The sequence below is a fragment of the Halorubrum kocurii JCM 14978 genome, from assembly GCF_000337355.1.
In the GTDB taxonomy this organism is placed as follows: Archaea; Halobacteriota; Halobacteria; order Halobacteriales; family Haloferacaceae; genus Halorubrum; species Halorubrum kocurii.
In genome coordinates, this window is the sequence record NZ_AOJH01000086.1 from 17106 (window position 1) to 42831 (window position 25726).

Sequence of the window (25726 nt, forward strand, 5' to 3'; positions counted from 1 at the left end):
TGTAATTTGATCGTCATGAGTCGTTCAGTTCGCTCAGGTCCGGCCCCGTAGCGCCGATTCCGCGGGCCACGGCGACGAGATATCCCATCCCCGCTTTGACCTCGGGGTCGCGCAGGGCACTGAGCAGGCCAATTGGTCCGACCGGCTCGGCTTCGCCGGAACCGGCTTCGCCGACGCCGTCCAACATGCGAACGAGCCCGTGGCTCACCTCCTCTTCGGTGGCCGTGTCGGCGAGCTCGCCCAGAGCGGTGCCGGTCGCAGCGACGGTTTCCACCATCTCGTCGTCCATCGCGTCGGTCAGGAGTGCGACCGCGTCGGCGAGCTCCGTGAGGCGGTCGAGGGTACCGGTCCGCTGGAGCACAGCGATCTGCCGGACGGCCGCGGCGAGCTCCTCACCGCTCTCCCCGACGGCCGCACCGAGTTCGACCGTCTCCCGGTCGGCGAGCTCCGTCGCGGCCAGACCGAGCGTCGTCGCGTCGCTCGCGAGCGACTCGACCATCTCGTCGTCGAGGCCGTCCTCGACGAGCGCGAGCGCGTCGAGCGTCGCCGACAGCTGCCCCGACTGTTCCAGCAGTGCGGCCACGGTCTCGGGATTGTCCGCGATCGCCTCGCGGACCTCCGGCGGGAGCGACTCCGCGTCGGCACTAGCAGTGTCGACCGATCCGTCGTCAGTCGCGCCCATCACAACACCCCGCGGGCGGTCAACCAGTACGACTGGTTGTACCCGAGCTTCGACCAGTGGATGAGCGTGGAGGGCGGCTTCGGCGTCGGCTCCTCCTCGTAGTCGAAGGCGATGTACGTCGCCTCGTCCTCGCCGCTCTCGATGAAGCAGACTGTCTTACCGTCGTACTCGGCGGTGGGACGCTCCCCTCGGACGACGCTCGATAACCGGTCGGCCAGGGACGTGGCCGCGTAGTGGGCCGCACTCCCGGCCTTGCTCGTCGGGAGGTCTGCGATGTCACCGAGGGCGTACACGTTCTCGGCGGCGGTCGCCTCGAGCGTCGCCGGGTCGACATCGACCCAGCCGTCGTCGCCGAGTCCGGCGTCCCGGACGACGTCGCTCCCGTCGTGCGGCGGGATAGACACCAGCAGATCGTACGACAGCTCCCGCCCTTCGACCGTGTGGACGACCGTATCGTCCGGATCGACCCGCTCGGGGTTGAAGAACGTCTCCACGGTGATGTCCCGCGCTTCCATCAGCGGCCCGACCCACTCGGCCACGGACTCGATCCCGTGAGCGCGGTTGATCGGGTAGGTGTACGTGATCTCGACGTCCTCGCGCAGCCCCCGCTCGCGCAGCCACGTATCGGCCATGAGCGGGAACTCCAGCGGTGCGACCGGACACATGTGTGGCACGCCGATGACCGACATCACGAGGTGGCCCTCGGTGAACTCCGCGAGCGCCTCGCGGAGCGCCGCCGTCGCCTCGGGCCCGTAGAAGTGGTGACCGCCCTCGACCAGTCCCGGCGTCTTCTCCGGGGTCACCTGTGCGCCCATCGCGAGCACGAGGTGGTCGTACGCGAGGTCGTCCCGGCCCCCGTCGAACGAGACCGTCTCGGCGTCGGTGTCGACGGCGCTGACCCGATCGATCATCAACTCTACGCGTCCGTCGATCAGGTCGTTGAGCGGTCGCTTCGCGTCTTCGGGCGTCTTCTCGCCGAAGGGGACGTACAGCCACGTCGGCTTGTAGACGTGTTCCTCGCTGTCGTTGATGAGGACGACCTCGACATCGCCCGCGTCGATCTCCGCGGCGACCTCATCTGCGAGGCTGTTCGCCAAGACGGATCCGGCCGTCCCACCGCCGACGATGACGACCCGTTCAGTCATTGATCTGGACGTACAATTCCCAGTGGTCGCCGCGATCGAGCACCTCCAGCAGCTCGTTTCCCGACTCCTCGGCCCACTCCGCGACGTCCGGTTCTGTGCCCTCGTTGGAACTCTGCAGTCGGATCACGGTTCCCGGATCGACGTCTTTCGCTTTCCCGATCAGATCCATCATCGGACCGGGACACGACGATCCGACCGCGTTCACCGTCACGTCAGCCTCGAGTTGTGTGTCGCTCATTCTGTGTCACCCCACAACAGATCGTCATGAATGATGCACATCTACATTCAGTTGTCGCACGACAACTTCTGAGTCCGCATCGGGGAGGCGATTCCGCCACCCCCGGCGAGGAGTGCGACGACCGTCGAGATCAGCAAGGGCGTCGGAGCGCACCCGGTATCTTGCGGGGCGAATGGGAGAGCCTCACACGGGACGATGTAAATACGTCGAACCCGTACCGCACATGTCGCCCAGAGCCGCCCGAATCGGACACCGACACACGACGATGCACATCCGCTCCGCCATCGATATTCCAGCCGCCCGGAACCCAGGCCGCTCTCACCAACCGAGTTCACCGCCAGATGTACGACTTCACCTTTGAGATAACGTACGACGCCGGCGCCGACGAGTACGTCGACCTGTTCATCGATCGCGAGTCCCTCCGATCGGAGGCACTCTTCTCGTGTTTCGACCCGACGGAGCTGTGGGCGCTCGAGTCGGTGACAGGCGATCCGACGGACCTCGCGGCCGTCGACGAGCTGCTCTTGGACGAGGCCGTCGACCGGGAGTCGATCAGCGCCCGAGCGTGTAACTCGACCCGAACGGCGAGTCTGCTGACCGAGGAGCAGCGACGGAGAGTCGCGTACACGTACATCTCCGACGTAGACTTCTGTGAGTCCGTCCCGCTCATCGCGGCGAAGTACGTCGACGGTGGGATGCTTCTGGAGCAGACTCGGACCGATGACAGGGTTCGATGGCGCGTGTTGGTGCAGGACGATTCGAAGATCGGGCACCTGTATGACACGCTGTCTGCAAAGCTCGGCGAGGGGCTCTCGTTCTCTTTCAAGCACCTGACGGAGGTGGACCACTGGGAAAGCGGGCTCCTCTCGCGAGCAGACATCCGCGCGGAACAGCGTGAGACGTTGAACGTGGCAGTCGAGCGCGGTTACTTCGAGACGCCGCGAGAAGTGACGCTCGACGAACTCGCTGACGAACTCGAGTTACCGCGGTCGACCGTGTCGTATCGACTCCGACGAGCGACCGCAGAACTGGCTACACGATTCGCAGAGCAGCAACTATGACCGGCGAGAACCCACCAGAGAACGGCACGCGGACAGACCCCGACGCATCGGCAGAAACGGAGTACCCAACAGACGTGCTCGTCAGCCCCAACTGGGTCGACGCGCGGCTCGATCGGTTTGCCACCGCCGAGCCGGACCTCCGGCTGCTCGAAGTCGACGTCAACACCGCGTTCTACGACACGGGTCACGTGCCGGGTGCCGCCGGCGTCGACTGGCAGACCGACCTCCGATCGGCGGATTCACATGACATCCTCGGTGCCGACGAGATGGCGTCGTTCCTCGGAGCGCGTGGAATCACCGAGGAGACGACCGTCGTCGTCTACGGTGACAACTCGAACTGGTTCGCAACACATCTGTACTGGCAGCTCACCTACTACGGCCACCCCGACGTCCGTATTATGGACGGCGGTCGCGAGTACTGGATGGACTACGACTATCCGACCACGACAGAGCCGGTCGATCCACCCACCGTAGAGTACGAGGGCACGTTCGGTCCGCCGGCCAAGCCGGAGGTTCGAGCCCATCGCGAAGACGTGCGAGACGCCCTCGACACCGAGACGGTGTTCATCGACGTGCGCCTGCCCGAGGAGTTCCGCGGCGATATCACGAAACCGCCCGGAAGTAACGAGGGGGCGATGCGTGGCGGCCATCTCCCCGGGGCAAGAAACGTCTTCTGGGCCGAGAACGTCCGCCCCGACGGCCGGTTCAAGTCGGTCGACGAGCTCAGAGACGTCTACGAGTCGCACGGGATCACTCCCGATGACGACGTGATCGTCTACTGTCGGATCGGCGAGCGCTCGTCGGTCACGTGGTTCGTCCTGCAAGAGCTACTCGGGTACGAACGCGTGCGGAACTACGACGGCTCGTGGACCGAGTGGGGGAATATGATCGGCGTCCCGATCGAAATCGACGAGTAGTCTCCAGCCGGTGCCCCACGGCTGACGTCGTTGGCTTCCGTGGTTCCCGTCCGTGACCGATCCAGGTTGCGTCTGTTGTCCTACGACAACCGGACACACTAGCGTTCAGATTCGGAACATACGTCGATGAGGGGTTCCCTGTGCCGAGCCAATCACAAGACAGGCGGAGAACCGAGAGTTGGGCCGAAGAATCGCACACGTGTGCTGTCCGTCCGTAATGAGTAGCCTCAACGCTGAGTCTGAGAACTCGCCGCCTGCGGAGCCGCTTCTCAACGCGCTCGGCGTTGAAGCGAACCGGGACATCCTGTCGGCACTCGATGAGCCGATGACGGCCGCCGAATTAGTGACGACATGCGATGTGTCGACTTCGACGGTGTACCGGAAGCTAAACATGCTCAACAGGATCGGACTGGTGAAAGAACACCTCGTGGTCGACTCCAAGGGCGGACGGTGTAGCCTGTACGAACGGAACGTCGAACGCATCTCGGTCTCGGTTGACGACGACGGCGGACTCGAAGTTCAACTCGAACGGCCGAGAGGCAATGTCGACGGAGAGAACGCGTGGGGAATGATCAACAGGTGACGGAGCGTTGATCTGTCGAGCTCCCGTTCGATCTCGTCCTCAAGTCACGGGTGTCGAATTACTCATTCCGCAGACGGAAGCGCGAGCGTCACCGCCGTCCCGTCGCCGTCGAGACCGGGACCGAAGCGGATCTCTCCGCCGTACGCTGCTACGACCCACGCGACGATCCACAGCCCGACACCGGTGTTGTGGCGAAGCTGCGTCACCTCTCGCTCTCCGGTGATCACCTCGCGAACCGAGACGGGGATTCCCGGCCCGTCGTCTGCGACCGTCACTCGCACGACTCCGGCGTCCGAGTCGTGATCGGCGGTCACCTCGACCCGCGGGGCGTCGCCGCCGTAGTCGACGGCGTTCTCTACGAGGTGATCGAGCGCTGTCTCGAGGCGGTCGTCGCCGCGGACGACGACCCCGTCGGGGACACGGGTCCGGATCTCGGCGCCCGGGGCCCGCGCCACGTGCCGCTCGACGACCTCCTCGACCACAGCGCGGACACCGATCGGCGCCGGCTCGGTCACGTACCCCTCCTCGACCACGCGTCGGATCGTCGCAGCGCCCTCGGCCACGTCGACCAGCCGCTTCCCGGTCGCCTCGATCCGCCGGGCGTGATCGCGGACCGTCTCCTCGTCCGTCAGTGCGGCGATCTCGCCAGCGAAGCCGAACACGACGTTCAGCTCGTTCCGGAGGTTGTGCCGGAGGATCCGGTTGACGATCTGGACGTACTGCTCGCGGCGCTTCCGCTCGGTGATGTCAGTGTAGATGCCGAACGCGCGTCGCGTCCCGCCCGCTTCGTAGCTGAACCCCCGGAAGAGAAAGTCGCGCGGTCCGTCGACGGTTCGCCGCCGCACTTCTCGGGTGACGAACCCCCGTTCGCGGACCAGCGTATCGAGTGAGTCCTCGCCGGGGTCGCTGCGACTCTCGTCGGCTTCCAGCCGCTCCTCGTGGATCCCGAGGGCGCCGATCGTCTGTCCCCGGAGCGCGGTCGCGTCGGCGCCGAACCGCTCCTCGAACGCCGGGTTGAGCCCGTCGATAACCGTCTCGTCGTCACTGAGGACGACGTCTATCACCGGATCCGGAATCCGGTCGAACAGGCGCTGGAAGCGGTCGCGCTCCGTCGACAGTTCGGTCCGAGTCCGGTGAAGATCGGTGACATCCGACAGCGACGCGACGACTCCGTCGGTGTGCCTCGACAGCGCCAACAGCCGCAACTCGCCGTGTCGTGCCCGGGTATCCCCCTCGCCTCGGACCGTCAGATCGACCGTTCGCGTCGCGTCGCCCCGGCCGCTGTCGACCTCCGCACCCGACAGGGAGGCGATCGCGTCGGCGATTTCCTTGCCGTCGCTCTCGGAGACGAGCGCGTCGAGACGGCGTCCCGCGATGCCGTCCTCGGCGCTCGTTTCGGACCTGTCACCCAGACCACCGCTCCGGTCGTCGATCGCCGGGCCTCCGGCGCCGAACCACGCCGCGAACGACGTCGTCGCGTACGTGACGACACCGTCGTCGTCGAGGACGCACACCATGTCGTCGACGTTCTTCAGCGCGTCCTCGTACGTGTGAAGCCGGCGGCGGCGCTCGTTGGCGTCCATCGTGGCGACCGCGTTCGTCGCCAACAGCTCGAGGACGGTGACGTCGCTCTCGTCGAAGGCGTTCGGCTCGACGGACCCGACGATGAACACGCCGTGAGTTCCGAGCGGGACCGCGACCAGCGATCGCATCCCGTGGTACTCGCGGTTCTCGTCTCCCGGCGCCAGTTCGTCTCCCACCGCGAGGTCGCTGTATACACGCGTCTCTCCCTGCTCGAACACCCGCCCGGTGATCCCCTCACCGGGCGGTCGCGGCCGTCGACTGGCCGCGAATCGATCGCCAAGACCCTCGCTCGTGCCGGCGAGCCGGAGCAGACCGGCGTCCCGGTCGAACAGGCGAACGCCGCTGATCTGATGGCCGAGGACCTCGGCGGCGGCCTCGATCAGCCGCTCTGTGACCCCTTCGGCGTCGCCTTCGCGCTGGACGCGCTCGACGATCATCAGCAGGTGTTCGAGCGTTCGCTCGCGGCGCTTCCGCTCCGAGGCGTCGGCGAAGAACACCGACAACCCGTCCGGCGACGGGTACGCGGCCACCTCTGTCCAGAGGTCCAAGGGCTCGTAGTGCGCCTCGAAGGAGACCGACTCTTGAGTCTCCATCGCCCGCCGGTAGCTCTCCTCGTACTCCTGTCCGAGCGCCGCCGGGAACTCCTCCCAAACGGTCTCGCCGAGCAGCGCGTCGGGATCCCGACCGAGCAGCGCGGCGGCCTTCTCGTTGACGTACGTGAACCGCCAGTCGGAATCGAGGGCGAAGAACGCGTCGTCGATCCGCTCTAAGGTGTCCTCGAATCGCTTGACTGCGGCCTCCCGTTCTTCACGAGCGATCTCCCGTTCGATCGCGCGGCCGAGCCACGCGGCGAGCAGCTCGACAAACGTCTGCTCGGACTCGTCGAACGGCCGAGCGCGGCGGTCCGGGTCGAGGAAGCACAGCGTTCCGAACAGCTCGCCGTTGACGACGACGCGGCCGCCGACGTAGCTCCCGAACCCGAACTGCTCGTAGGCCGGATCACCGTCCAGCCCCGCCGCTTCGGGATCGGTGAACGCGAACACGTCGTCGCCCCGGTCGCCACCGCCGGCGTCGGCGGTGCCGTTGTCGACGTCGCTGTCCCCGCGCTCATCGCCCCCGTCCTTGCGGTTCCCCCGTACCGTCCGTCTGCAGTACGTCATCTCCAGCGGGACCGACCCGTCGCCGTCGAGGCCGGCCGACGCGAGCGAATCCAGGATTCCGGTATCATCTCGGTACTGCCGGACGCGGAGTCGGTCCGAATCGACCCGAGACGAGTAGCCCATCGACAGCCCGAGGTGGTCGCGGCCCAGGTCGAGCAGCGCGTCGACCTTCTCTTCGAGGTCGGTAGCCCCGTCCGAGACGATCCGGACGAACGGCTCGAGGAACCCTCCGTCGTGGCCGGCGCCCCGGGAACGCGCGCTTCGTCCCGCCGCCTCGATTCGATCAGCGAGGGTCTCGCCGTCGGCGGCGAGCCGCCGGCCGGAGACGTACTCGATGCCCAGTCGGCTCGCGTCGATTGCGGCGTCGGGGTCGTCGCAAACGGAGTACGCGATGATCCGCACGTCCGGGTAGCGCCCTCGAATCGTCTCAACCCTGACGGGCGCGGTCGCTCGGTCGGAGTCCCGTTCGTCGCCGTCGCTGCGAATGGGTTCGGTTCTTCCGTTCGATTCGGCCTCTCCCCTCAGCCGAACGACGACCACGCTCGGCTCCGACCCGCCGTCGACTCCCCGCTCGGTCAACTCTCGGGTCGTCCGCGTCCCGTCGGGGAGAGTACCCCACGCGGCGTCGACGGGCTCGCCGACGTGGAGCGGCGTTTCCTCAGGTGTCATCCCTCTCGCGCGCAGCGTGGTGCGTACGAGCGGTCGGCCGTCTGCGGCAGGTCTCACGCACCGAACGCACCAGATACCTCGAACACTCGATCGACATCGTCACTACAACGATCACGGATGCGAGAATAATAATATCAACCTATTTGTCGAGCGGTTTCCCGAATGTATCGGCGGGCGATCCGGAAACTCACCGACCCGGTCGCAGAGACAGCGGAGTCCTTCCGGCGAGGCCGCCGGGACGAAGGGGAACCGGCGAGGACGCCTACCAGTGGGCGACCGTCCGGCTGGCCGGCAACGCCGTCTCGATGTGTGACCGCTCCATTCCAAGAATTAGATATAGCGGTATGTGATTTATATGGCCGCTATCGGACAGCCATTCCGTCCTATGTATCTCGACAAATTTCGCTGGAGGTCGGTTCGCGACCCGGGTCGCTATCGCAACAACCGGTACACGTTCGATTCGTACGTCTCGCGAACCTGGTCGCCCCAGTTGTGGGTGTACGTGTCGATCACGTCGTCGGCGACGTCCCCGCGGAGATACTTGACGACGCCACGGTCGCCGGTCCGGTCCCGAAGATGCGTCGTGAAGAAGTGCCGGAAGTAGTGCGGCGTGACGTTCTCGGCGGCGCCCCCGCCGGTGCGGTACCACCCCGCGTCGCGGGCGTGGCGCTCGACGACGTGCCTGACCGCCTGCGGGTCGAGCCGCTCGCCCCACCCCTCCGCGGTGCCGACGAACAGGGGTTCCGCGGCGGACGCGCCGTCCGGCCGCAGGGCGAGCCACCGTTTCAGCGTCCGCGCCAGCTCGTCGTCGACCGGGATCACGGTGGCGCGCTTCCGCTTGTTCGACGCCGTGCGCACCTCGCCGTTCAGCTCCTCGCCCACCGTCGCGTCCGGGGTGACGTACAGCGAGTTCGGCCGGTCGGCGAGGGCCGGCCGCGTCCCCAGCGTGAAGGCCGTGCTGACCTCCTCGTCGTCGATCGCGAGGTCGCGGAGGTCGAGGTTGCACAGCTCTCCCACCCGCATCCCGGTCTTCAACAGCGTGACGACGAGCGCGCGGTGGAGCGGATGGCGGACGCCGGCGACGAACTCGCGCATAGCCGGGATTGACACGTCCCGCCGCGCCGGGTCCTTGTCGACCGTCTCGTCCATCTCCTCCATCACGAGCGTCATCGGGTTCCCCTCGAAGACGCCGACCTCCGTCATGTACCCGTAGAACCGGTGGAGGTAGGCGGCGTACGTCGCCACCGTGCTGTCGGCGACGTCGCCGCGCAGCGAGTGGACGAACGCCATGCAGTCGCGGTGGGTGGCCGATCCGGGCGTCGTTTCGCCGTCGAGAAACGACTCGAACCGACGCAGGACGCGTTCGTAGGCGTCGCGCGTCCGCTCAGTCTTCCCGTGATAAGTGAGGTCCTCGATGAAGTACGCGACCGGATCGTCGACCTCGGCTGGCGCTCGCGTGCTACTCATTGATCAGCGTGTACCCGCCTTCCCGCCCGTTGTAGCGAACGCGGTTCCGATCCTGGAGCGAATCGAGCGCGTCCTCCAGGCGCCCCTCGAAGTCGTCGAACACCGCGTCGACCAGCTCCTCCCACGAGAGCACCCCGTCGGCGAGCGCCGCTTCGACCCGCCTTTCGAGGTCGTCACCCCTGGGGTCAGACCCCGACGGATCGGGTTCGACGGGGTTCTCGGCGCCGTCGATCGAAAACCCGCGTCTCCCGGCCTGTACCATCGTTCTGACGAACTCGCTTTGCGACATCCCCAACTCGTCGGCGTGCTCCTGCCAGATCGCCTTCTGCTCGTCGGGAACGTACGTCTTCACGGAGCGGCGGTCGTCGCTCATCTCTCGTCCGAGGCTTCTCCGGCCGCCGTCTTCAATCTATCCCACAATTCGGGATAAGTGACCTTATACAGTAGAGAAGGACCATCAAGCCGCGGGTCGAGACTGTATATCTGTCTTTCTGGGACTACAAAATACGTCTGTGGCCCTAGAAAACTGGATATATATTTGACGGTCGGTCCGGCCCGTTTCGTCTGTCCAGCGGCTGATCGGTGATGCGGCCTCTTCGGTATCCGGGGAATGTCATCGGTACGCGAGCCGAAGGCCGGCGGTCGCGCTCGGCGCCCGTTCGACGTAGCTGCCGGGGCTGGCTCGCCGTGGGTCCGTCGGGCGCTGAAAGGCGCTCAGCGGTCGCTGACGGAGCCTTTCTCGGGAGTTGGATTGGACTGGGAGCAAGGACAGGACGTCTCGGCAGACCGCGGGAGCGACGGCGCCCTGGAGCGCGGTCGATCGCGGCCGATCGCGATCCAAAGAGACCCGTGTTGACCGATCAGCCGCCAACACGTACACTGTATATCGCTATAAAAAGTGCGGGTGTCAGACGCGGATCTCGGAGGACGGCGATTCGACCGCGATCGCGTCGAGGGCGCGTTCGACGCGCGGGTCGCGTTCGGCCGCGTTGCGCATCAGCACGGTCTCGCTGGGGAAGAGGTGCTCGCCCACCGCGAGCTCGTGTTCGCGCGCCGTCGACCCGGTGACCGTGAGGTAGACGCCGAGTCCGGTTCTGGCGATAGCGGCCTCCTCCTCCTCGTCCGCGTTCGGATAGACGAACTCGACGCCCTCGAGCGCGTCCGTCCCCAACACGGCGGTGACGAGCCGCTCGTAGCGGGGCGAGATGCAAAGCGGCCCCTCGTACCCGGTGACGAACCCCCGATCGAGGTCGGTCCCCGGCTCGAACCCTTCGGGCCGGCCCATCAGCGTGTGATAGACGGTGTCGCCGAGGCCGTTGACCACGCGCACGTCGGTGTCGACGGGGTCGATCCGCTCGTTGATGTCGGCGATCTGGCCCAGACCGCCCGGTCGGATGCCGACGACCTCCTCTAAGACGAGGTCGGCGGAGTCGAACCCGAGCGCGAACTCGTGGGTCCGAAGCGCTCGAAACGGCTCCTCGCGGCCGACGAGCTTCAGCGTTACCTCACCGAGGTCGACGGTGGCCGCGTCGAAGACGATCCGCCGGGGCTTGCCGTCGCGGTCGTCACGAAGCAGCGTGAACTCAGGGTTGCGCGGGTCGTTGGGGTCCGAGTACTCAGCCAGTCGATCGTACGGGCCGTCCTCGGCGTCGACGCGCCCCTTCGTGACGGCCTTCTCGTACCGGAGGGTGTTGCTCACGCGGTCCGCGAGGCCGTCGAGCCGGTCCTCCGGGCCGACGGCCGCGATCCGTTCGAGGACCGCTTCGAGGGGCCGGCCTTTCCGCGGCACGGCGACCGGTACCGGTTCGCTCATTACCGGACGTGCGCCGCCGCGGGTAAAACGGGTTGCGCTTTCCGCTCGGTACCGCCATCGGCTCCGCGATTACGGACCGAACGCCTCGTTGAGCCGCTTCCTGAACGCTTCGAGCTCTTCGAGGTGGTCGTTGATCGCGTCTAGTTCCGCCTCCACGTCGTCGAGGTCCTCGCCGAGCCGCTCCTCGATGTCGGTCAGGCGCGTGTCGACCTCCGCCAGGTCGTCCCAGAGGTCGTCGAACTCCTCGTCGAACCGCCCCATCCGGGCCTCCACGTCGTCCACCCGGTCCTCGGTCGCCTCCAGCCCCGCGGCGGCGTCGTCGACCTCCTCGTACAGCGTTTCGACGTCGTCGTTGAGGTCGTCGACCGCCTCGTCGAGGCCGGTCGTCTCGTCGTCGAGCCGCGACACGTCGTCTGTGACGCCGTCGACGGTCTCCTCGACGCCCGCGACCGTGTCGCCGAGGTCCGCGACGGTTCCCTCGACCGCCGTGACCGACTCCTCCACGCCGGACACCTCAGATTCAACGTCCGCGACCCGGTCGTCGACGCCGTCGACCCGCTCGGTGACGTCGTCGATCTCGGCGGTCGCGGCCGAGACGGAGTCGTCGACCCGCGAGAGGTCCTCGCGGAGGTCGTTCCGGTCCGCGTCCGCCGACGCGAGCCGGTCGTCGATCGCGGCCATCTCGGACTCGACGGCGTCGACCTTCTCGTCGAGGTCGTCGAGGATCTCGCGGGCGGTCCCCTCGCCGTCGATGAACTCCGCGAGTGCGTCCGCGTACGCCTCGATGTCGGCGACGCTCGACTGCAGACGGGCGATCCGCACGTCGACGCTGCGGGGAACGCCCACGTCCAGCTCGGACCGGAGGGTTTCGAGGTCGTCGTCGTCCACGTCGCCGGCGCGTATCTCCGAGGCGAGCGCCGCGGCGAGGCCGTCGTCCGGAGCCGCGGCTGGCGGCTCTCCCGTCTCTCCGGAGTCCCCGGCGTCGGCGGCGTCGGTCACTTCCGGTTCGACGTCGGCGGCCTCGGGTTCCGGCTCTTCGGCGTCGACCGGAGCGGACTCCGCCGCCGCGGCGTCGTCAACCCCTTCGGCCGTCACCTCTACCGTTTCCTCGTCCGCGTCGTCTGTCAGCGGTTCGTCCGCGTCCGGCTCGTCCGCGTCCGGCTCGTCCGCGTCCGGCTCTCCGGTGTGAGAGGTGACCGCGGCGGTTCCCGCGTCGACGTCCCGCGGTTCGGGGGCCTCCATCTCGTCGGGGGCGTCGTCGGTCTCGGCGGCCGCTGGCGCCTCCTCGTCCGGGTCTGCCAGGGGGTCAGTCGGGGGATCCGATGCCTCGCCCTCCGCCTCGTGCGGCTCCTCCATCCCCGGGAGCGTCGCGCGGTCGCCGGAGAGCACTTCCCTGACGGCGTCGGTGTCGCCCGCTCCGAGGACGTCTTCGATCTCCTCGCCGACCGGGACGTGCTCGATCACGGGCGTCCCGAGGAAGCCGTCGAGGTCGGGGTCGTCGTCGCGGATGCCGAACACCGTCTCGATCGCTTCGTCGGGCTCGACCACGCGCTCGAACTCGACGCGGTGGTCCTTGTAGGCGGTCCAGTTGTCGCTCTCGTACTCCGGGTGGAACCCGATCCGGTCCATCGGGAACGACTCGGGGATCCGGTCGACGATGCGCACGCGCACGGGGTCCTCGCGTGTCGAGGAGAGCTCGTACATCACCGCGGGCACGGGGAACGCGTCGTCCGTGAAGGACTTCTCGACGCGGATACCGTCCTCGTCGACGGTCGTCGTCGCTTCTGCCGTCCGTTCGCTCATACGGAGACCCTCCCGGAGCAGGGGCTTAAATTCCACGGGCCGCGTTTCGGCGTTGATAACCACGCCGCGGTGAAAAAACGCGATATCGGCCTCGTCGAGCCCGAACGCCTACAGATCGATCCGATCGCCAATCTCGACGATCTCCAGCCGGTTCGGGTGCGAGCGGCTCCGGACGTGTTCGTGGAGCGCGGTCGGGTCGGCGGTCAGCCCCTTCCACATGTCCCAGTGGGTCGGGACGAGTCGGTCGAGCGCCAGGTCCTCGGCGGCCGCGGCGATCTGGTTCTCGTCGCTGTACCACTTGGTCTCGACCGGTTCGCCCGTCTCCTTGTCCGGAACTCTCCCGACGGAGCCGAACGCGAGGATTCCGAGGTCGATGTCGAACTCCGCCGCGAGCCCCGTGAACGACCCGGAGGGCTTGCTGTCGCCGGCGTGGAACAGCGTCCCCGTCTCGTGCTCGATCACGTAGCCGACCGGGTGCGTCGCGTCGGCGTCCTGCGTTTCGACGACGTGCACGGTGAACTCGCCGATCCGCAGCTCGTCGCCCTCCGTCACTTCGAGGAACGCCTCCTCGTCGACGTCCCACTCCTCGGTCCAGCGCTCCTCCTCGCGGGCGACCGCGAGGGAGTCGTCCGGCGCGACGAGATCGGCGCCGGTGTTCGCGAGGATCGGCGCCTGCGAGGGGCCGTGGACGTGGTCGGTGTGCTCGTGGGTCGCCAGCACGGCGTCCGCCTCCTCGATATCCGCGGGGTCGAACGGCACCGGGACCATCCGGACCGTGCGCGGCGGGTCGCCGGTCCCGACGTACGGGTCGATCCAGAGCGTCGTCCCGTCGCTTCCTTTGATCGCGAAGCCGTTGCAGCCGAGGTACCACAGCGCCACCGTGTCGGGGTCGGCGTCCGCCACCGCGCGCGGCAGCCAGTCGCCCCAGTCGGAATCGGTCATGGCCGACCGTGCGTGTGCGTGCGGGGTAACCGTTCCGGAGTCTCCCAAAGTTCTGACCTATTGAGGACGACAGTATGCTGTCGCGAATCAGTCGTGTATATGGTATGTCGCTATATCGAATTTCGTCCGAGCGGTCGCTGACGACTCGCCGGGGAAATGTTTAATCACCGGCATCGTCGACCTGGTTCACATGGTTCGACCCCCCGTCAGTGGAGGCCGTTGAGCGTGGCGGGAGTCGTTTTCTGGGCGCTCGTCGTGCTGGCGACGGTCACCAGCCTCGCCACGGCGTGGACGCTCGGAGCGAACAGCAACTCGCCGCCATTCGCTCCGGCGATCGGAGCCAACGCGATCTCGACGATGCGGGCGGCGTTCCTCATCGGCATCCTCGCCGCGCTCGGCGCGCTCACGCAAGGCGGAGCGATCTCAGAGACGGTGGGAGCCGGACTCATCGACGGCGTCCAGATAACGTCGCTGGCGGCGACGGCCGGACTGCTGACCGCGACCGGGTTCATGGCCTTCGGCGTCTACAGCGGCTATCCGGTGCCCGCGGCGTTCGCGACGACGGGGGCGATGGTCGGCGTCGGGCTCTCGCTCGGCGGCGACCCCGCCGTCGACACCTACCGCCGGATCGTGCTCTTCTGGATGCTCGTTCCCCCGGTCTCGGGCGGACTCGCGTACCTCACCGCCACCGTCCTGCGACGCGACGACATCCCGGAGACGGTCGGCGTCCCCCTGCTCGCGGCGGTCGTCGGCGGCATCATCGCCAACGTCCAGCTGGGCGTCATCCCCTCACCGCCCGACGCGAGTCAGAGCTCCGTCGCGGGGTTCATCGCGCGTCGGGTCCAGACGCCGACGGTCGCCGACGTCGATCCCGTGGTGGCGCTCGTGACCCTAGTCGCCGCCGCGGCGTGGTTCCTCGTCATTCGCCGGCGGACGCAGGCGTCGGTCGAGGGCGGCATCCGGACGTTCCTGATCGTCCTCGGGAGCGTCGTCGCCTTCTCCAGCGGCGGCAGCCAGGTCGGGCTGGCGACCGGTCCGCTCGAGAACCTCTACGGGGTCGAACTCGGGCTGCCGGGCATCGTCCTCCTCACGCTGGGCGCGACGGGCATTCTCGCGGGCGCGTGGATGGGGGCGCCGAAACTGCTCCAGGCGACCTCCCGCGAGTACGCGCAGTTGGGAGTCAGGCGTTCCATCGCCGCGCTGGTCCCCGGGTTCATCATCGCGCAACTGGCCATCGCCCTCGGGATCCCGATCTCGTTCAACAACATCATCATCTCCGGCGTCATCGGCGGCGGCCTCGCCGGCGGCTCCGCGGGCGTGTCTCGTCGGAAGATCGGCGTCACCCTCGCGTTCTGGCTCATCACGCTCGTGTTCTCGATCGGGATCGGCTTCGGGCTCTACAAGGTCTTCGCGGCGGTGCTCGGCGGGTGAACTGAGACGCGGCGAGGCGGACGGGATCAGCGAACGACGGTCACGGTGACGGAGGCCTCGCCGACGACGGTCGTCGCCACCGTTCCGAGCAGCCGGCGGGCGAGGCTCCCCCGCTCGCCCCCGTGGCCGCCCATGACCACGTGATCGACGTCGTGGGCGGCGACGTACTCGAGAATGGTCTCGGCCGGGTCGCCGGTTTCTACCGCGGTTTCGACGTGCCGACCGGTCGCGTCCGTTCGCTTCCTCGCCCGTTCGATGACGCGCTCGGCCCGGTCCCGCGCGTTCGCACGGCGATCGCCGTCGGGGCCGAGAACGCCGCCCTCGCTCATCCCGGCGTCGATCGGCGTCACCACGTTCAGCACCGTCACCCGACAGTCGAACAGTTCGAGCGCCTGTGCGAGCGCCTCGTCGGCCAGCGGCGACCCGTCGAGCGGAACCAGGACGTGCGATGGCGCCATACGACGTCTTCGACCCCCCCGCACATATCGACGGCGGTTATCCGACACCCGAGAGCCGTCGAATAACGCGGCGTGGGTACCGGTCGGGAGCCCGCGTCGCGGCCGGTCCGGCCGCTATTTATCAATGGTTGCCCGAGGAGAGCCCATGAAGGTACTCGGCGTCGCCGGCCCGTCGGACTCCGGGAAGACGACCCTCGTCGCGAGGCTCGCGGGGCGACTCAGCGATCGCGGGGCGGTGGGAACCGTCAAGCGGCTCACTCACGAGCCCGACATCGACACCGAAGGGAAGGACACGGCCAGGCATCGGGCGGCCGGAGCGGCGCGCACCGTCGGCCTCACCGACGACGGCGGGTGGTTCGGCACCGGCGACGGGTGGGCTCTCCGGGACGTGCTCGACGGCTTCGCCGGCGAGTGCGACTACGCCCTCGTCGAGGGGTTCAGCGACGGCCGTCTTCCGAAGGTGTCGCTCGGCGACCGACCGGTCGCGGCCCCGATGGTGGCCACGGCGGCCGACGCCGACGGCATCGACCTCGACGAGCTGACGGAAACCGTGACGGACCTCCCGTCCTACGAGACTCCGGCGTCCCTGGCGGCGGCGATCCGCGGCTCGGTCAGGACAGGCGTTTCCGGAAGCGTCGCGACGAGCACCGTCCCGGAGGCAGAAGTGGCTTCCAGTGACGAGGTGGCGACACAGGTGGAGGCGGCGGATCGTCACCTCCGTTCGATAGGCGGCGTCCGCGGGGCGCGCGTCCACCGCCAGCCGTCGCTCTTCGACGACCACGACGACCTCGTCTATCTGGTGGTGCTGGCCGACGACTCAGTGAGGGCGAACGAGGCGATCGGGAGGGCGCTCGATCGCCTCGTCGAGGCGGCCTGACTCCCCTCTGTTTGCGGCGTTCTCAAGAGCCGGATCCCTCGCTGAACGATCCCTCGCTGCAAAAGCGACGCGTGCGGGCAGCGAATCGATCGAGTGCACCCGCCGAGACACGGTCAATTTCGCAAGTCGAGTCGTTTCGTTATCCGACTACCTCTCGGGTCGTCGCTGCCAGCGATGCATACAACTGTTCAGACGTCTCGTCCTCAACGCGTCGCGTGAACTCGTCGGTCCAAGCGCGGAGATGTTCCTCACGGAACTGCTCGAGCCGCTCGTCGAACCCTTCTTCTGCCAGGTACGCGGCGAACTCTAATTCCGTCGCGAGATGGTCTGGAAGGTCCGAGTGGTCCTGCGCGGGCCGGACGCCGAACTCTCGATACCAGCGCGTGACCGCCATCGTGGCTGGTCCCTTGACCGGGCCGAGTTCGTCAGGGTCGTCGCGATCGCGGTAGACACTCTCGTATGGCGGACATGGCGGTCCTGCCGGGCCGATAAACAGCCTTGTGTGTTCGGTTCGAAGCTCTCCGAGGTCCACCGGACCGAGGTCACCGAACACCGGTTCTAACGCACCGGCTTCGACGGCCTCGACGAGCCGGTGGCTGGGTTCCCGCCAACACTCGGCGAGGACCGCGTACATCGCCGCTGCGTCTGACTGGGGCGCGTCGTTTTCGGCGGTTCGTTCGGGCGAGCGCTCGCGTTCAATCGGCGTGTCCGTTTGGTTGGTCATTGGTCTCGTGTGCCGCCGTCGGCCGCGTACGATGGCTCTGCGTCGACTCGCTGAATCGGCACGTACTTCAGGCCGAGCGTGACGATAAGCGCCCCGAAGGCGATGATACCGAGGGTGACGGCGATCTCGACGATCGTCGGGGTGTACGTCCCCGCAGTCGCCCAGATAGTGGTCGTAATGCCCGTGTACTCGCCGCCGAGCGAGATACCGGGCGCGGAGTCGATGTTGGCGACCTCGTACCCCGTGAACACGAGGCGGATCCCTTCGAACATCGTCCCGACGACTGCGAGGACGCTCGCCGTGAAGATGACTGACACGCGCTTTCGGAGGGACGGGAGCGCCAGCATAGCGAGTGGAACCGCGCCGCCGACGACGGTCCACAGCCAGAAGTACACCGAGTCCCCGATGAGGAAGTTACTCATGATGGCCCAGAACTCGAAGTGATCCGCCCAGGCGTGTGGTAGTCGCTCGGCCGCCAAGAGGTACACCACGTGGAACGCGAGGAAGATTCCGAGGATCTTGCCCAGACTCGTGAGCTCCTCTCGGTCGACCTCGAAGTTCGTGTACCGGTCCGCGAGGACCGACACGACCAGCAGCCTGTCTCTTATACACATCTCTGATGGCGCGAGGGAGGCNAGAGATGTGTATAAGAGACAGGAGCGCGACCGCGGTCGGAAGCGCGACTGCTGCCGTCCAGAACATGAGCGTTCGATCGCGCTCACGGCCCGCCTCGGTGTCTTCGAAGCCGAGGGCGAGGGACGACCCGCGTGCGGCTAGGTCACGGCGGGTCAAGAGCCACAGGTACCAGAGGTTTAAGAGTCCGTACAGCAGGACGATTCCGAAGTCCCACACCATCGGCGACCGGAAGTCCGGAGAGGTGAAAAACTGGTATATCCGCCCCGGACGACCGATGTCCGGCAAGATGAGCAGTCCCGCGACGATGATACACGCGAGACTGACAAGCACCCCGAGTCGCGCGAACCCCTCGTAGCGGTGCGAATGGAAGAACTTCGGCGCACTACTGATGATGAGTCCGCCTGCAGACAGCCCCACGAACAGGACGAACATCATGATGTACAGCCCCCACGAGAAGACGTTGCGCATTCCCGTGGCTATCAGCCCTGTCGTGAGCTGATACCCCCACGCAGCGATCCCAGCGGCCATGAGCGCGACGAGCAGGCCGATCCAGAGCTTGCCTTTTCCGCCGAACGAGGGGATCGCGACCCGCGACGACCCGGTCTGCTCCGTCATCAGTCGTCACCTCCTGACTTCGCGGAGGTCGCGTATGGAATCTCGCCACCGCTGAGCGAATGGCTGCCACCACTCGACTCAGCACCCGTACTGTCGGCTTCCTCAGACGGCACGTCGTCGCCGTCAGACCACGGCGAGACGTCCTCGAGTTCGCTCTCCATCTTGTCCGACGTCTGTGGACGTCCGGGACTCATCTCACCGCTGATGTAGTACGTGTTCGGGTCCGTCCCGCGGTCTTCGAGCAGCTGGTCCGTCTCGTACGTGTCGATGTACTTCGAGACGGTGCTGCTCTCGTCGTCGAGGTCACCGAAGATACGGGCGTCGGCGGGGCAGTTGACGACACAGGCCGGATCGAGGCCCTCGTCGACGCGGTGACTACAGAACGTACACTTCTCGACGACGCCCTGCGGCCGCGCCTCCACGTCGCCGGTTCCCCCTTCCGGCATGTGTTCGGGCTCGTCCCAGTTGAACACTCGAGCGTTGTACGGACACGCCGCCATGCAGTAGCGACAGCCGATACACTTGTCGTAGTCGATCTCGACGATGCCGTCGTCGCGGGTGTACGTCGCGTTGACCGGGCAGACCTTCACGCACGGCGCGTTCTCGCAGTGTTGACACGCCGTCGGCTGGTACTGCATGTCCAGCGACCCGCTCCCGCCGTCTTCGGGGTAGCCGCCCGACGGGGTGTCCATCTTCTCACCGCCCTCGGTGAGAACGCGGTTCCAGAACTGTCCCATCGGGACGTTGTTCTCCTGTTTACACGACACTGCGCACGCTTGACACCCGATACACCGCTCCTGGTCGATTACGAGCCCGTGTTTTGTCATCGTCAGTCACCTCCTGTGGGAGTCGCTCTGGCACTGCTCCCGCGCGGGTTGTCAGATCCGTATTTGTCCGTGTCTACATCGTCAGGTGCGGATTCGACCGCCACCCGCACGTCGTAGAACGCCATCGTCTGGCCGACCTCGCTGACCTCGTTGTGCGTGAGGTCCTGGAGGTGTCCCTTGACGAAGTCGCGGCTCCACCACCCCTGATCGGTGTTGACCAGGCCGGGCTGGAACGCGTCGTTGTACTTCGCCTTCACGACCATCTCGCCCCGGTCGTTGTACACCCGGACGTACTCGCCGTCGTCGATCCCCCGTGCCTTCGCGTCCTTCGGGTGGATGTCAAGCTGCGGTTCGGGATTGATCTCGCGAACCCAGTTCAGCATCTCGTACTGCGAGTGGATGCGGAAGCGACTGTGCTTCTGCATGAACATCAGCGGGTACTCGTCGGCCTTTTCGTAGTCGTCGGCGGTCCGATCTTCGAGGGGTCGCGGCACGTCGAACGTGACGCCCTCTTCGCTCGGGGCCTCGTCGTCGTACATCTTGATGCGTCCCGTCTCGGTGGGGAACTCGTCGGTGTACTTGACGATCGGGACGCTCTCTTTCTTCTGCGTCCCCTGTTCGAACAGCGTGTAGAAGTCGATGTCGTCGTCTCGCCCAGCGAGTTTCCGGAGCATGTCGCGTTTCGTCTCCGGGAATCGGTCGCCGTACCCGAATCGCTCCGCGAGTCCGCGGATGGCGAAGTAGTCGTCCTTGGTCTCCCACAGCGGTTCCTGCACCTTGTGACGGTAGCCGAGATGCGGGTGGGACCCCCAGCCGGAGCTGATGTCTTCCTGCTCGAACCAGTGGGGGACCGGGAAGATGATGTCGGCGTGCTGGACCGTATCCGTGTGGTGCATGTCCGCGACCACGTACATCTCGAGGCTTCTGATGGCCTCTCTGAACCGCTGTCGGTCCGGGAACTGGTTCCCCATCATGTTCGACTCGATGGAGTAGACGGCCCTGATTTTGTGCGGGTCGCCGTCGATCATCGCGTCGGGGTACTCGGGGAAGGTCAGCGACGGCCCGGGGTCGGCGTCGCTCGGGCTGGCCCAGTCGCCGGCGGCGAGCGTCGCACCGCCCGAGTGGTGGGCGTGGATGTTCCCGTGACGACCGTAGTCGCCGGTCAGCCCCATCAACATGGCGTACGCCTGCCCGAAGACGTGCCCGTGTTTGTACCGGCCGATCGCGTAACTCGGGGCGATCCCGCCGGGACCGCGGGTCGCCAGCCACCGGATCGCAGTCCGGATGTTCTCGGCGTCGACACCGGTCGTCTCTGCGACATCCTCGGGGGCGTAGTCCGCCACGTGGTCTCGAAGCCGCGTGAGCGCCGTCTCGCACGCGACGCCGTCGACGGTGAACTCGCCGAAGAGCGCGTACGGGCCGCCGGTTTCGGGTTCCAGTGCGACCGGGCTGCCGCTCCCGCGTTCGACGGCGACGACCTGGTTCTCGCCGGCGTCTTCGAAGACGTCGCTCGCTTCGAGCAACTCCCCGGTGTCCTTGCGGATCAGCGCCGGTGCAGTCGTCCGTTTCCGGAGGAACTCCTCGTCGTACGTCTCGTCCTGGAAGACGGTGTGCATCATCGCGAGCGCGAGGTGCACGTCTTTGCCGGGCTCGACGGGGAGCCACAGGTCCGCCTTCGACGCCGTCGTCGTGTACACCGGGTCGACCACGACGAGTTTCGCCCCGTTCTCGACCGCGTCGAGGACCTTCGAGGCGTCCATCTGGAACTGACTGGAGAAGATGTCCGACCCCCAGACGATGATCGTGTTCGCGTTCTCCCAGTCTTCGGCTTCGTTCGTCGGCGGGAGGAAGGCACCGACACCAGTGACGCGGTTAAAGCCGCGACCGACGTTGGTGTCGATACCCCAGGCGGATTGGGTCGCGCCAAACAGCGACGCGAGTCGCTTGAACGATTTGCCCGTCTGCCCGTAGTTCCCCGACCCCTCGTGGAAGAGGACGCTCTCGGCGCCGTGGTCGGCTTTCAACGACTGCATCTTGTCGGCGACGAGGTCGAGCGCCTCGTCCCACGAGACGCGCTCGAACTCCGCGTCCGGACCGCGCCCCTGGGGATTGGGCTCGTCGGGCGACCAGTCCGCCCGCTTCATCGGGTACTTCAGTCGCGTCGGGTCGTACACGCGCTGCGTGTGCGACAGCCCGAGCACGCAGGCCCGCTTGTACTGTTCGTCTTCCGGTGGATGGGGTTCGATCTTCTTCACCTGACCGTCGCGAACGTGAACGTCGATCGGACACTTCCCCCGACAGTTGGGCGAACAGACGGTCTGGACGACGTCGTTTTGACCGACAAAGCTCTCGATCCCGGAGGCCGACGGCTGATCGCCTTCGCTCTCGACCAGCGTCTGAAGAAATCCGCTCCCCCCGACTCCGAGGGCGGCAGCGGCTCCACCGGCCTTCAGCACGTCCCGTCTGTACGCCTTTCCGTCAGTCATCTTCGAACCCCTCCGGCTTCGTCGGGCGTTCGTCCTCGCCGAACTCGTCCAGTACCGCTTCGTGGTATCGTTCGTGGAACTCGGCGTCAGTCATCTCTCCATTTGAGACCCGTATCGCGTCGCGAGCCATCTGCACACCGAGATCGGTGTCGTATTCGACGTCGTCTAACATCGCTTCAGCTTCGTCTTCCCACTCATCGATCGGCGTCAGTCTCGGCTGCTGTGGGTCACTCATGGCTCTATTTGTACAACGCACTCAGACCACGATGCAACTCGCGCTTTATACTACAGCATCTTATATACTCCAGCGGTTAGTGCTAAAACAATCGTTATGTTTTTGGAATTATAGATCACATCTTTGGCATTCTACACCTCTTATTTCCTCACATCGATGACCGTCCCGAGCCGGACGGCTTACCTGAAGGCGGCGAGCGCAAGTTTCGACTCCACCGAGCTCAGCCGCTGCGACATCGCCGACTTCGTGATGTCTAGGTCCGCAGCGAGTTCACCGACGCTCGTCTCCCTCGGCGTCTCGTAGTAGCCCGACGAGACCGCCATCGCGGCCGTCTCCCGTTCGGTCTCGGTCAGCGTGGAGAGGTCGAGGGTGACGCGGTTCGACCGATCGCCGTCGACGGAGTCGACCCGCGTGAGACGGCGCAACGAGAGGTCGTCCGTCGCCTCTCTGAGATCGTCTATCAGCGCGGAGAGGCGGTCGCGGTCCGGGAAGAACGCCCGAATGACGACGGTCTCGTCGGTGACCTCCGTGATCTTCGGAATGCAGTCGTAGTCGAAGAAAATCGGGCAGAAACACTCAGAGGTGATCTCGGTTTTCGAGTGGCGGATCTCGGTGTCGGTCGAACCCGGCCCCGTCCCGGCGTCGTGATCCCGCGCCGTTTCCGTGTGACACTCTCCGCCAGAAGACTGTCGATCGATCCGGTCGGCGTCTCGGCCGTACACCTCGACGGGACAGGCGACCGCACCGGACGCGGACAGTTCGAACTCGACGTAGAGCCGACGGGTCTCTTCGGTGCCGTCACTCTCTCCGTTCGACGATTGCTCCGTCATTCCCACAGTCGGCGCGTTCGACGGACGGACACAGAACGTTGTCTCGGGTGATCGGCCTTTAGAACGGCCGAGATGACGGAACGGGTCAACTCGTCGCTCACTCTCCGTCGGCGATGTCGTCGATCCACGTCAGCACTGCCACCGCTTTCGGAAACCCGATCGTCGGGACGGCAAGCAGGGCGACGTGCCGCAGCGCCTCGGGGTCGACGCCATCCTCGAGCGCTCGCCGGACGTGCGAGTGGACAGCTCCCTCCGACCCGGAGCCGGCCGCCAGCGCCAGTTTGACGAGACGTTTCTCTTCGCCCTCGATCGGGCCGGCTTCCGAACAGGCTTTGCCCAAAGCGGCGTACTCGTCCCACACCTCGGGGAATTCAGCCGCGAGATCGCCCGCCGTCGACGGGAGTTCGTCGGTGTCTTCGACAGCATCAGACATACACAGATTTTCGGAGAGGGGAGGTAAAAACCGAACCGAGCGTTTCCACGAGGTGACGATACCGCACCGATCGGTTCGGCCGGTTCGCCCGGTTCGACCGATCACCCCCTCCGGCCACACGCGATCGTCGAATCCAGCGTCTCTTCGCGAGCCATCTCCTCTACCACCCGCCGAACGATTGTCGCCTCGGCGCCGTGAAGGCGCTGTGAAACCGCGGATTTGGACACGTCGAACTTGGTCGCGAGGTCCGTGAGCGTCGCCTCCCGCGGTTCTGCGTAGTACCCGGCTTCCACCGCCCGAAGCAACGTCCGACGCTGTACCGCGGTCAGCTCCTCGGGGTCGATCGAGACCGTCGACTGGCCCTCGTCACGGACGTCACGGACCCCTACCCCGTCGACGCCGAGATCCGCAATGGTACCTAACACGGCCGCGACGTCGACACCCGGATCGATCTCTATCACGACCGTGTGTCCGTCGTCGCCCGCGTCGTTCGTGACCATCGGTAGATCCCTGCGAACAAAATGTACTGAATCGAACAAACTAGATCCGGTGAACTATGTTGGTATTTAAATATACCTCTCGGATCGTGCGGATCATCGCTTTCCCGAACCTGACGCTCGCGCCGCGCCTCCTCGAAGGGCTCACTCCTTCACTCCGGTCGGTGCGGCTGTGTACCGTCGGAATTTGCCAATAGGGTTTAAATACCTGTAATATACAGGAGCACGTCTTGGGCCGTCGAGTTATAATCGGTAGATATGCATCGACACCATGGCGGCTACGCGGCGTCGACAGACTCGAAGTTCGGCTTCGAGTTCGAGACGCTCCGCGGCTGGGCGGCGCTCGTAGAAATCGACGCCCACGAGACCAGTCGACTGTCGCGAACGAGCACTGTCGGTCGCTCAGCGTAACCCACTGATCTACTAATGGCTACCCTTCACAACGCGCTCGCTCGAGTCGAGGACCCGGTCATCGGCGACGACATCGTCTCGCTCGGTCTCGTCGGCGACATCGAAATAGACGGAGACACCGCCCACGTCCCGCTCGCGCTCGGTGCCCCGCACTCGCCGAGTGAGACCCGGATCACCGAGGACGTTCGGGCCGTCGTTCGGGAAGCGGGATACGAGCCGTCGCTGTCGGTCGAGATAGACGATACCACGCCTGCCGGCCAGATGGACGGCGCGCCGAACGTGATCGCCGTCTCCTCCGGCAAGGGCGGCGTCGGGAAGAGCACCGTCGCGGTGAACCTCGCGACGGCGATGGCCGAGCGGGGGGCCAACGTGGGACTGTTCGACGCCGACGTGTACGGGCCCAACATCCCGCGGATGCTCGGCGTTCAGGACAAGCCCGGGAGGGCGGAGGACGACGAGACGATCATTCCGATCGAAAGCCACGGGCTCAAACTGATGAGCATCGGCTTCCTCGTCGGCGAGGACGACCCGGTCATCTGGCGGGGCGCCATGGTCAACAAGGTGCTCACAGAGCTGTTGCACGACACCGAGTGGGGTGATCTCGACTACTTCGTCGTCGACTTGCCCCCGGGAACGGGCGACGTACAGCTGACCTTGCTCCAGCAGATGGGAGTGTTGGGCGCGCTCGCCGTGACGACGCCGCAGGACATCTCGCTGGACAACGCCCGGAAGGGCGTCCGGATGTTCGAGAAACACGACACGTCGATGCTCGGCGTCGTCGAGAACATGAGCGGGTTCGTCTGCGACGAGTGCGGGACTCGACACGACGTGTTTGCGACCGGCGGGGGCCAGCGGCTCGCCGACGAGTTCGAGCTCCCGCTCCTCGCCGAGGTCCCGCTCGATCCTGCGATTCAACAGAGCTGCGAGGTCGGGGAGCCCACCGTCTCCGACGGCGTCTCGGAGCCGGCACGAGCGTTCCGAAAGCTCGCCGAACGGACGATGGACCAGGTCGGCCGAGAGCGGCGGCGCTCGCACGCCGACGGCGCCGCGGACATCGATCTGACCCCGTAGTCTACGGGGGCACGCCCGAGACCGAAAGCGCCGGAGAATTCCCTCCCGAATCGGCATCGTAAGAACACTCGATCGCAAACAGCGCGACTCACGCCGATAACGTAACTTCAGACCATTACTTCTTACAAGAT

General features: G+C 66.1%; 24 protein-coding genes and 2 pseudogenes. 7 read left to right on the forward strand and 19 right to left on the reverse strand.

The features are described from left to right. Positions 1 to 13: 13 nt before the first annotated feature. Genes C468_RS14030 through C468_RS14040 form a run of 3 tightly spaced genes read right to left on the reverse strand, consistent with a single transcriptional unit; the run spans position 14 to position 2065 of the window. The gene (locus tag C468_RS14030; RefSeq protein ID WP_008849559.1) at positions 14 to 682 is read right to left on the reverse strand and encodes a DUF1641 domain-containing protein; all 669 of its coding nucleotides are present in this window, start codon (positions 680 to 682) and stop codon (positions 14 to 16) included. Further along, a complete protein-coding gene (locus C468_RS14035; protein ID WP_008849560.1) occupies positions 682 to 1827 on the reverse strand; it encodes an NAD(P)/FAD-dependent oxidoreductase in 1146 nt (381 codons plus the stop codon). Before C468_RS14035 ends, C468_RS14030 begins: the two co-directional genes overlap by 1 nt. After that, positions 1820 to 2065, reverse strand: a complete 246-nt coding sequence (locus C468_RS14040) for a sulfurtransferase TusA family protein (protein WP_008849561.1) — start codon at positions 2063 to 2065, stop codon at positions 1820 to 1822. Before C468_RS14040 ends, C468_RS14035 begins: the two co-directional genes overlap by 8 nt. Before the next feature lie 341 nt (positions 2066 to 2406). Between C468_RS14040 and C468_RS14045 the strand changes: the two genes are divergently transcribed. From C468_RS14045 to C468_RS14055, 3 genes are all read left to right on the forward strand, one after another. Then, positions 2407 to 3126: a helix-turn-helix domain-containing protein gene (locus C468_RS14045; RefSeq protein ID WP_008849562.1), complete on the forward strand. Its 720-nt coding sequence runs from the start codon at positions 2407 to 2409 to the stop codon at positions 3124 to 3126. Further along, the gene (locus tag C468_RS14050; RefSeq protein ID WP_008849563.1) at positions 3123 to 4043 is read left to right on the forward strand and encodes a sulfurtransferase; all 921 of its coding nucleotides are present in this window, start codon (positions 3123 to 3125) and stop codon (positions 4041 to 4043) included. Before C468_RS14045 ends, C468_RS14050 begins: the two co-directional genes overlap by 4 nt. Positions 4044 to 4260: 217 nt before the next feature. Continuing rightward, positions 4261 to 4626 (forward strand): ArsR/SmtB family transcription factor, encoded by a 366-nt coding sequence (locus tag C468_RS14055; protein WP_008849564.1) that lies wholly within the window; start codon positions 4261 to 4263, stop codon positions 4624 to 4626. Positions 4627 to 4688: 62 nt separating this feature from the next. On the opposite strand, the gene C468_RS14060 is transcribed toward C468_RS14055, so the two are convergent. The 6 genes from C468_RS14060 to C468_RS14085 all read right to left on the reverse strand — a co-directional run bounded on the left by C468_RS14060 (position 4689) and on the right by C468_RS14085 (position 14064). Continuing rightward, positions 4689 to 8039, reverse strand: a complete 3351-nt coding sequence (locus C468_RS14060) for a PAS domain-containing protein (protein ID WP_008849565.1) — start codon at positions 8037 to 8039, stop codon at positions 4689 to 4691. Positions 8040 to 8471: 432 nt separating this feature from the next. Further along, a complete protein-coding gene (locus tag C468_RS14065; RefSeq protein WP_008849566.1) occupies positions 8472 to 9506 on the reverse strand; it encodes a tyrosine-type recombinase/integrase in 1035 nt (344 codons plus the stop codon). After that, positions 9499 to 9879 carry a DUF5805 domain-containing protein gene (locus tag C468_RS14070; RefSeq protein ID WP_008849567.1) on the reverse strand — a complete coding sequence of 127 codons (381 nt, stop codon included), beginning with the start codon at positions 9877 to 9879 and terminating at the stop codon, positions 9499 to 9501. The genes C468_RS14065 and C468_RS14070 overlap by 8 nt, the downstream gene beginning before the upstream one ends. A 534-nt stretch (positions 9880 to 10413) precedes the next feature. After that, entirely contained in the window at positions 10414 to 11319 is a 906-nt protein-coding gene (locus tag C468_RS14075) for a hypothetical protein (protein WP_008849568.1), read from the reverse strand. A gap of 69 nt (positions 11320 to 11388) precedes the next feature. Next, positions 11389 to 13122, reverse strand: a complete 1734-nt coding sequence (locus tag C468_RS14080) for a hypothetical protein (protein ID WP_008849569.1) — start codon at positions 13120 to 13122, stop codon at positions 11389 to 11391. A gap of 108 nt (positions 13123 to 13230) precedes the next feature. Beyond that, entirely contained in the window at positions 13231 to 14064 is an 834-nt protein-coding gene (locus C468_RS14085) for an MBL fold metallo-hydrolase (RefSeq protein ID WP_008849570.1), read from the reverse strand. A 225-nt stretch (positions 14065 to 14289) separates the two neighbouring features. Between C468_RS14085 and C468_RS14090 the strand changes: the two genes are divergently transcribed. Further along, on the forward strand, positions 14290 to 15495 hold the full coding sequence (locus tag C468_RS14090; protein ID WP_008849571.1) for an inorganic phosphate transporter: 1206 nt from the start codon (positions 14290 to 14292) through the stop codon (positions 15493 to 15495). A gap of 26 nt (positions 15496 to 15521) precedes the next feature. Here the strand turns inward: C468_RS14090 and C468_RS14095 are convergent, their stop codons facing one another. Beyond that, a complete protein-coding gene (locus C468_RS14095) occupies positions 15522 to 15953 on the reverse strand; it encodes a universal stress protein (protein ID WP_008849572.1) in 432 nt (143 codons plus the stop codon). A 145-nt stretch (positions 15954 to 16098) separates the two neighbouring features. On the opposite strand from C468_RS14095, the gene mobB reads away from it, so the two are divergent. Beyond that, entirely contained in the window at positions 16099 to 16830 is a 732-nt protein-coding gene (gene mobB, locus C468_RS14100) for a molybdopterin-guanine dinucleotide biosynthesis protein B (protein WP_008849573.1), read from the forward strand. Between the two features lie 139 nt (positions 16831 to 16969). Here the strand turns inward: mobB and C468_RS14105 are convergent, their stop codons facing one another. From C468_RS14105 to C468_RS14140, 9 genes and pseudogenes are all read right to left on the reverse strand, one after another. Next, entirely contained in the window at positions 16970 to 17554 is a 585-nt protein-coding gene (locus C468_RS14105) for a TorD/DmsD family molecular chaperone (protein WP_008849574.1), read from the reverse strand. Beyond that, positions 17551 to 18153 (reverse strand): annotated as a pseudogene (gene nrfD / locus C468_RS19345) (NrfD/PsrC family molybdoenzyme membrane anchor subunit); the annotation flags it as partial. The pseudogene nrfD (C468_RS19345) and the gene C468_RS14105, both read right to left, overlap by 4 nt. Positions 18154 to 18211: 58 nt before the next feature. Next, positions 18212 to 18805: pseudogene (gene nrfD / locus C468_RS19350) on the reverse strand (NrfD/PsrC family molybdoenzyme membrane anchor subunit); the annotation flags it as partial. Continuing rightward, a complete protein-coding gene (dsrO, locus tag C468_RS14115; protein WP_049912248.1) occupies positions 18805 to 19632 on the reverse strand; it encodes a sulfate reduction electron transfer complex DsrMKJOP subunit DsrO in 828 nt (275 codons plus the stop codon). The gene dsrO and the pseudogene nrfD (C468_RS19350), both read right to left, overlap by 1 nt. A 2-nt stretch (positions 19633 to 19634) precedes the next feature. Then, positions 19635 to 22118: a molybdopterin-dependent oxidoreductase gene (locus C468_RS14120; protein ID WP_008849577.1), complete on the reverse strand. Its 2484-nt coding sequence runs from the start codon at positions 22116 to 22118 to the stop codon at positions 19635 to 19637. Then, positions 22111 to 22353 carry a 4Fe-4S ferredoxin N-terminal domain-containing protein gene (locus tag C468_RS14125; protein ID WP_008849578.1) on the reverse strand — a complete coding sequence of 81 codons (243 nt, stop codon included), beginning with the start codon at positions 22351 to 22353 and terminating at the stop codon, positions 22111 to 22113. The genes C468_RS14120 and C468_RS14125 overlap by 8 nt, the downstream gene beginning before the upstream one ends. A gap of 179 nt (positions 22354 to 22532) precedes the next feature. Then, positions 22533 to 23183: a helix-turn-helix domain-containing protein gene (locus tag C468_RS14130; protein WP_008849579.1), complete on the reverse strand. Its 651-nt coding sequence runs from the start codon at positions 23181 to 23183 to the stop codon at positions 22533 to 22535. Positions 23184 to 23280: 97 nt separating this feature from the next. Beyond that, on the reverse strand, positions 23281 to 23616 hold the full coding sequence (locus C468_RS14135; protein WP_008849580.1) for a carboxymuconolactone decarboxylase family protein: 336 nt from the start codon (positions 23614 to 23616) through the stop codon (positions 23281 to 23283). A 101-nt stretch (positions 23617 to 23717) separates the two neighbouring features. Further along, positions 23718 to 24116: a helix-turn-helix domain-containing protein gene (locus C468_RS14140; protein ID WP_008849581.1), complete on the reverse strand. Its 399-nt coding sequence runs from the start codon at positions 24114 to 24116 to the stop codon at positions 23718 to 23720. A 255-nt stretch (positions 24117 to 24371) separates the two neighbouring features. On the opposite strand from C468_RS14140, the gene C468_RS18725 reads away from it, so the two are divergent. Together C468_RS18725 and C468_RS14145 are read left to right on the forward strand one after the other, a co-directional pair. Continuing rightward, positions 24372 to 24524: a hypothetical protein gene (locus C468_RS18725; protein ID WP_169330914.1), complete on the forward strand. Its 153-nt coding sequence runs from the start codon at positions 24372 to 24374 to the stop codon at positions 24522 to 24524. Between the two features lie 15 nt (positions 24525 to 24539). After that, on the forward strand, positions 24540 to 25595 hold the full coding sequence (locus C468_RS14145; protein ID WP_008849582.1) for an Mrp/NBP35 family ATP-binding protein: 1056 nt from the start codon (positions 24540 to 24542) through the stop codon (positions 25593 to 25595). Positions 25596 to 25726 lie beyond the last annotated feature (131 nt).

Bases quoted from the DNA above. Each gene is read 5' to 3' on its own strand.
- C468_RS14030 (WP_008849559.1), bottom strand. From the start codon at position 682: ATGGGCGCGACTGACGACGGATCGGTCGACACTGCTAGTGCCGACGCG.
- C468_RS14035 (WP_008849560.1), bottom strand. From the start codon at position 1,827: ATGACTGAACGGGTCGTCATCGTCGGCGGTGGGACGGCCGGATCCGTC.
- C468_RS14040 (WP_008849561.1), bottom strand. From the start codon at position 2,065: ATGAGCGACACACAACTCGAGGCTGACGTGACGGTGAACGCGGTCGGA.
- C468_RS14045 (WP_008849562.1), top strand. From the start codon at position 2,407: ATGTACGACTTCACCTTTGAGATAACGTACGACGCCGGCGCCGACGAG.
- C468_RS14050 (WP_008849563.1), top strand. From the start codon at position 3,123: ATGACCGGCGAGAACCCACCAGAGAACGGCACGCGGACAGACCCCGAC.
- C468_RS14055 (WP_008849564.1), top strand. From the start codon at position 4,261: ATGAGTAGCCTCAACGCTGAGTCTGAGAACTCGCCGCCTGCGGAGCCG.
- C468_RS14060 (WP_008849565.1), bottom strand. From the start codon at position 8,039: ATGACACCTGAGGAAACGCCGCTCCACGTCGGCGAGCCCGTCGACGCC.
- C468_RS14065 (WP_008849566.1), bottom strand. From the start codon at position 9,506: ATGAGTAGCACGCGAGCGCCAGCCGAGGTCGACGATCCGGTCGCGTAC.
- C468_RS14070 (WP_008849567.1), bottom strand. From the start codon at position 9,879: ATGAGCGACGACCGCCGCTCCGTGAAGACGTACGTTCCCGACGAGCAG.
- C468_RS14075 (WP_008849568.1), bottom strand. From the start codon at position 11,319: ATGAGCGAACCGGTACCGGTCGCCGTGCCGCGGAAAGGCCGGCCCCTC.
- C468_RS14080 (WP_008849569.1), bottom strand. From the start codon at position 13,122: ATGAGCGAACGGACGGCAGAAGCGACGACGACCGTCGACGAGGACGGT.
- C468_RS14085 (WP_008849570.1), bottom strand. From the start codon at position 14,064: ATGACCGATTCCGACTGGGGCGACTGGCTGCCGCGCGCGGTGGCGGAC.
- C468_RS14095 (WP_008849572.1), bottom strand. From the start codon at position 15,953: ATGGCGCCATCGCACGTCCTGGTTCCGCTCGACGGGTCGCCGCTGGCC.
- mobB (WP_008849573.1), top strand. From the start codon at position 16,099: ATGAAGGTACTCGGCGTCGCCGGCCCGTCGGACTCCGGGAAGACGACC.
- C468_RS14105 (WP_008849574.1), bottom strand. From the start codon at position 17,554: ATGACCAACCAAACGGACACGCCGATTGAACGCGAGCGCTCGCCCGAA.
- dsrO (WP_049912248.1), bottom strand. From the start codon at position 19,632: ATGACAAAACACGGGCTCGTAATCGACCAGGAGCGGTGTATCGGGTGT.
- C468_RS14120 (WP_008849577.1), bottom strand. From the start codon at position 22,118: ATGACTGACGGAAAGGCGTACAGACGGGACGTGCTGAAGGCCGGTGGA.
- C468_RS14125 (WP_008849578.1), bottom strand. From the start codon at position 22,353: ATGAGTGACCCACAGCAGCCGAGACTGACGCCGATCGATGAGTGGGAA.
- C468_RS14130 (WP_008849579.1), bottom strand. From the start codon at position 23,183: ATGACGGAGCAATCGTCGAACGGAGAGAGTGACGGCACCGAAGAGACC.
- C468_RS14135 (WP_008849580.1), bottom strand. From the start codon at position 23,616: ATGTCTGATGCTGTCGAAGACACCGACGAACTCCCGTCGACGGCGGGC.
- C468_RS14140 (WP_008849581.1), bottom strand. From the start codon at position 24,116: ATGGTCACGAACGACGCGGGCGACGACGGACACACGGTCGTGATAGAG.
- C468_RS18725 (WP_169330914.1), top strand. From the start codon at position 24,372: ATGCATCGACACCATGGCGGCTACGCGGCGTCGACAGACTCGAAGTTC.
- C468_RS14145 (WP_008849582.1), top strand. From the start codon at position 24,540: ATGGCTACCCTTCACAACGCGCTCGCTCGAGTCGAGGACCCGGTCATC.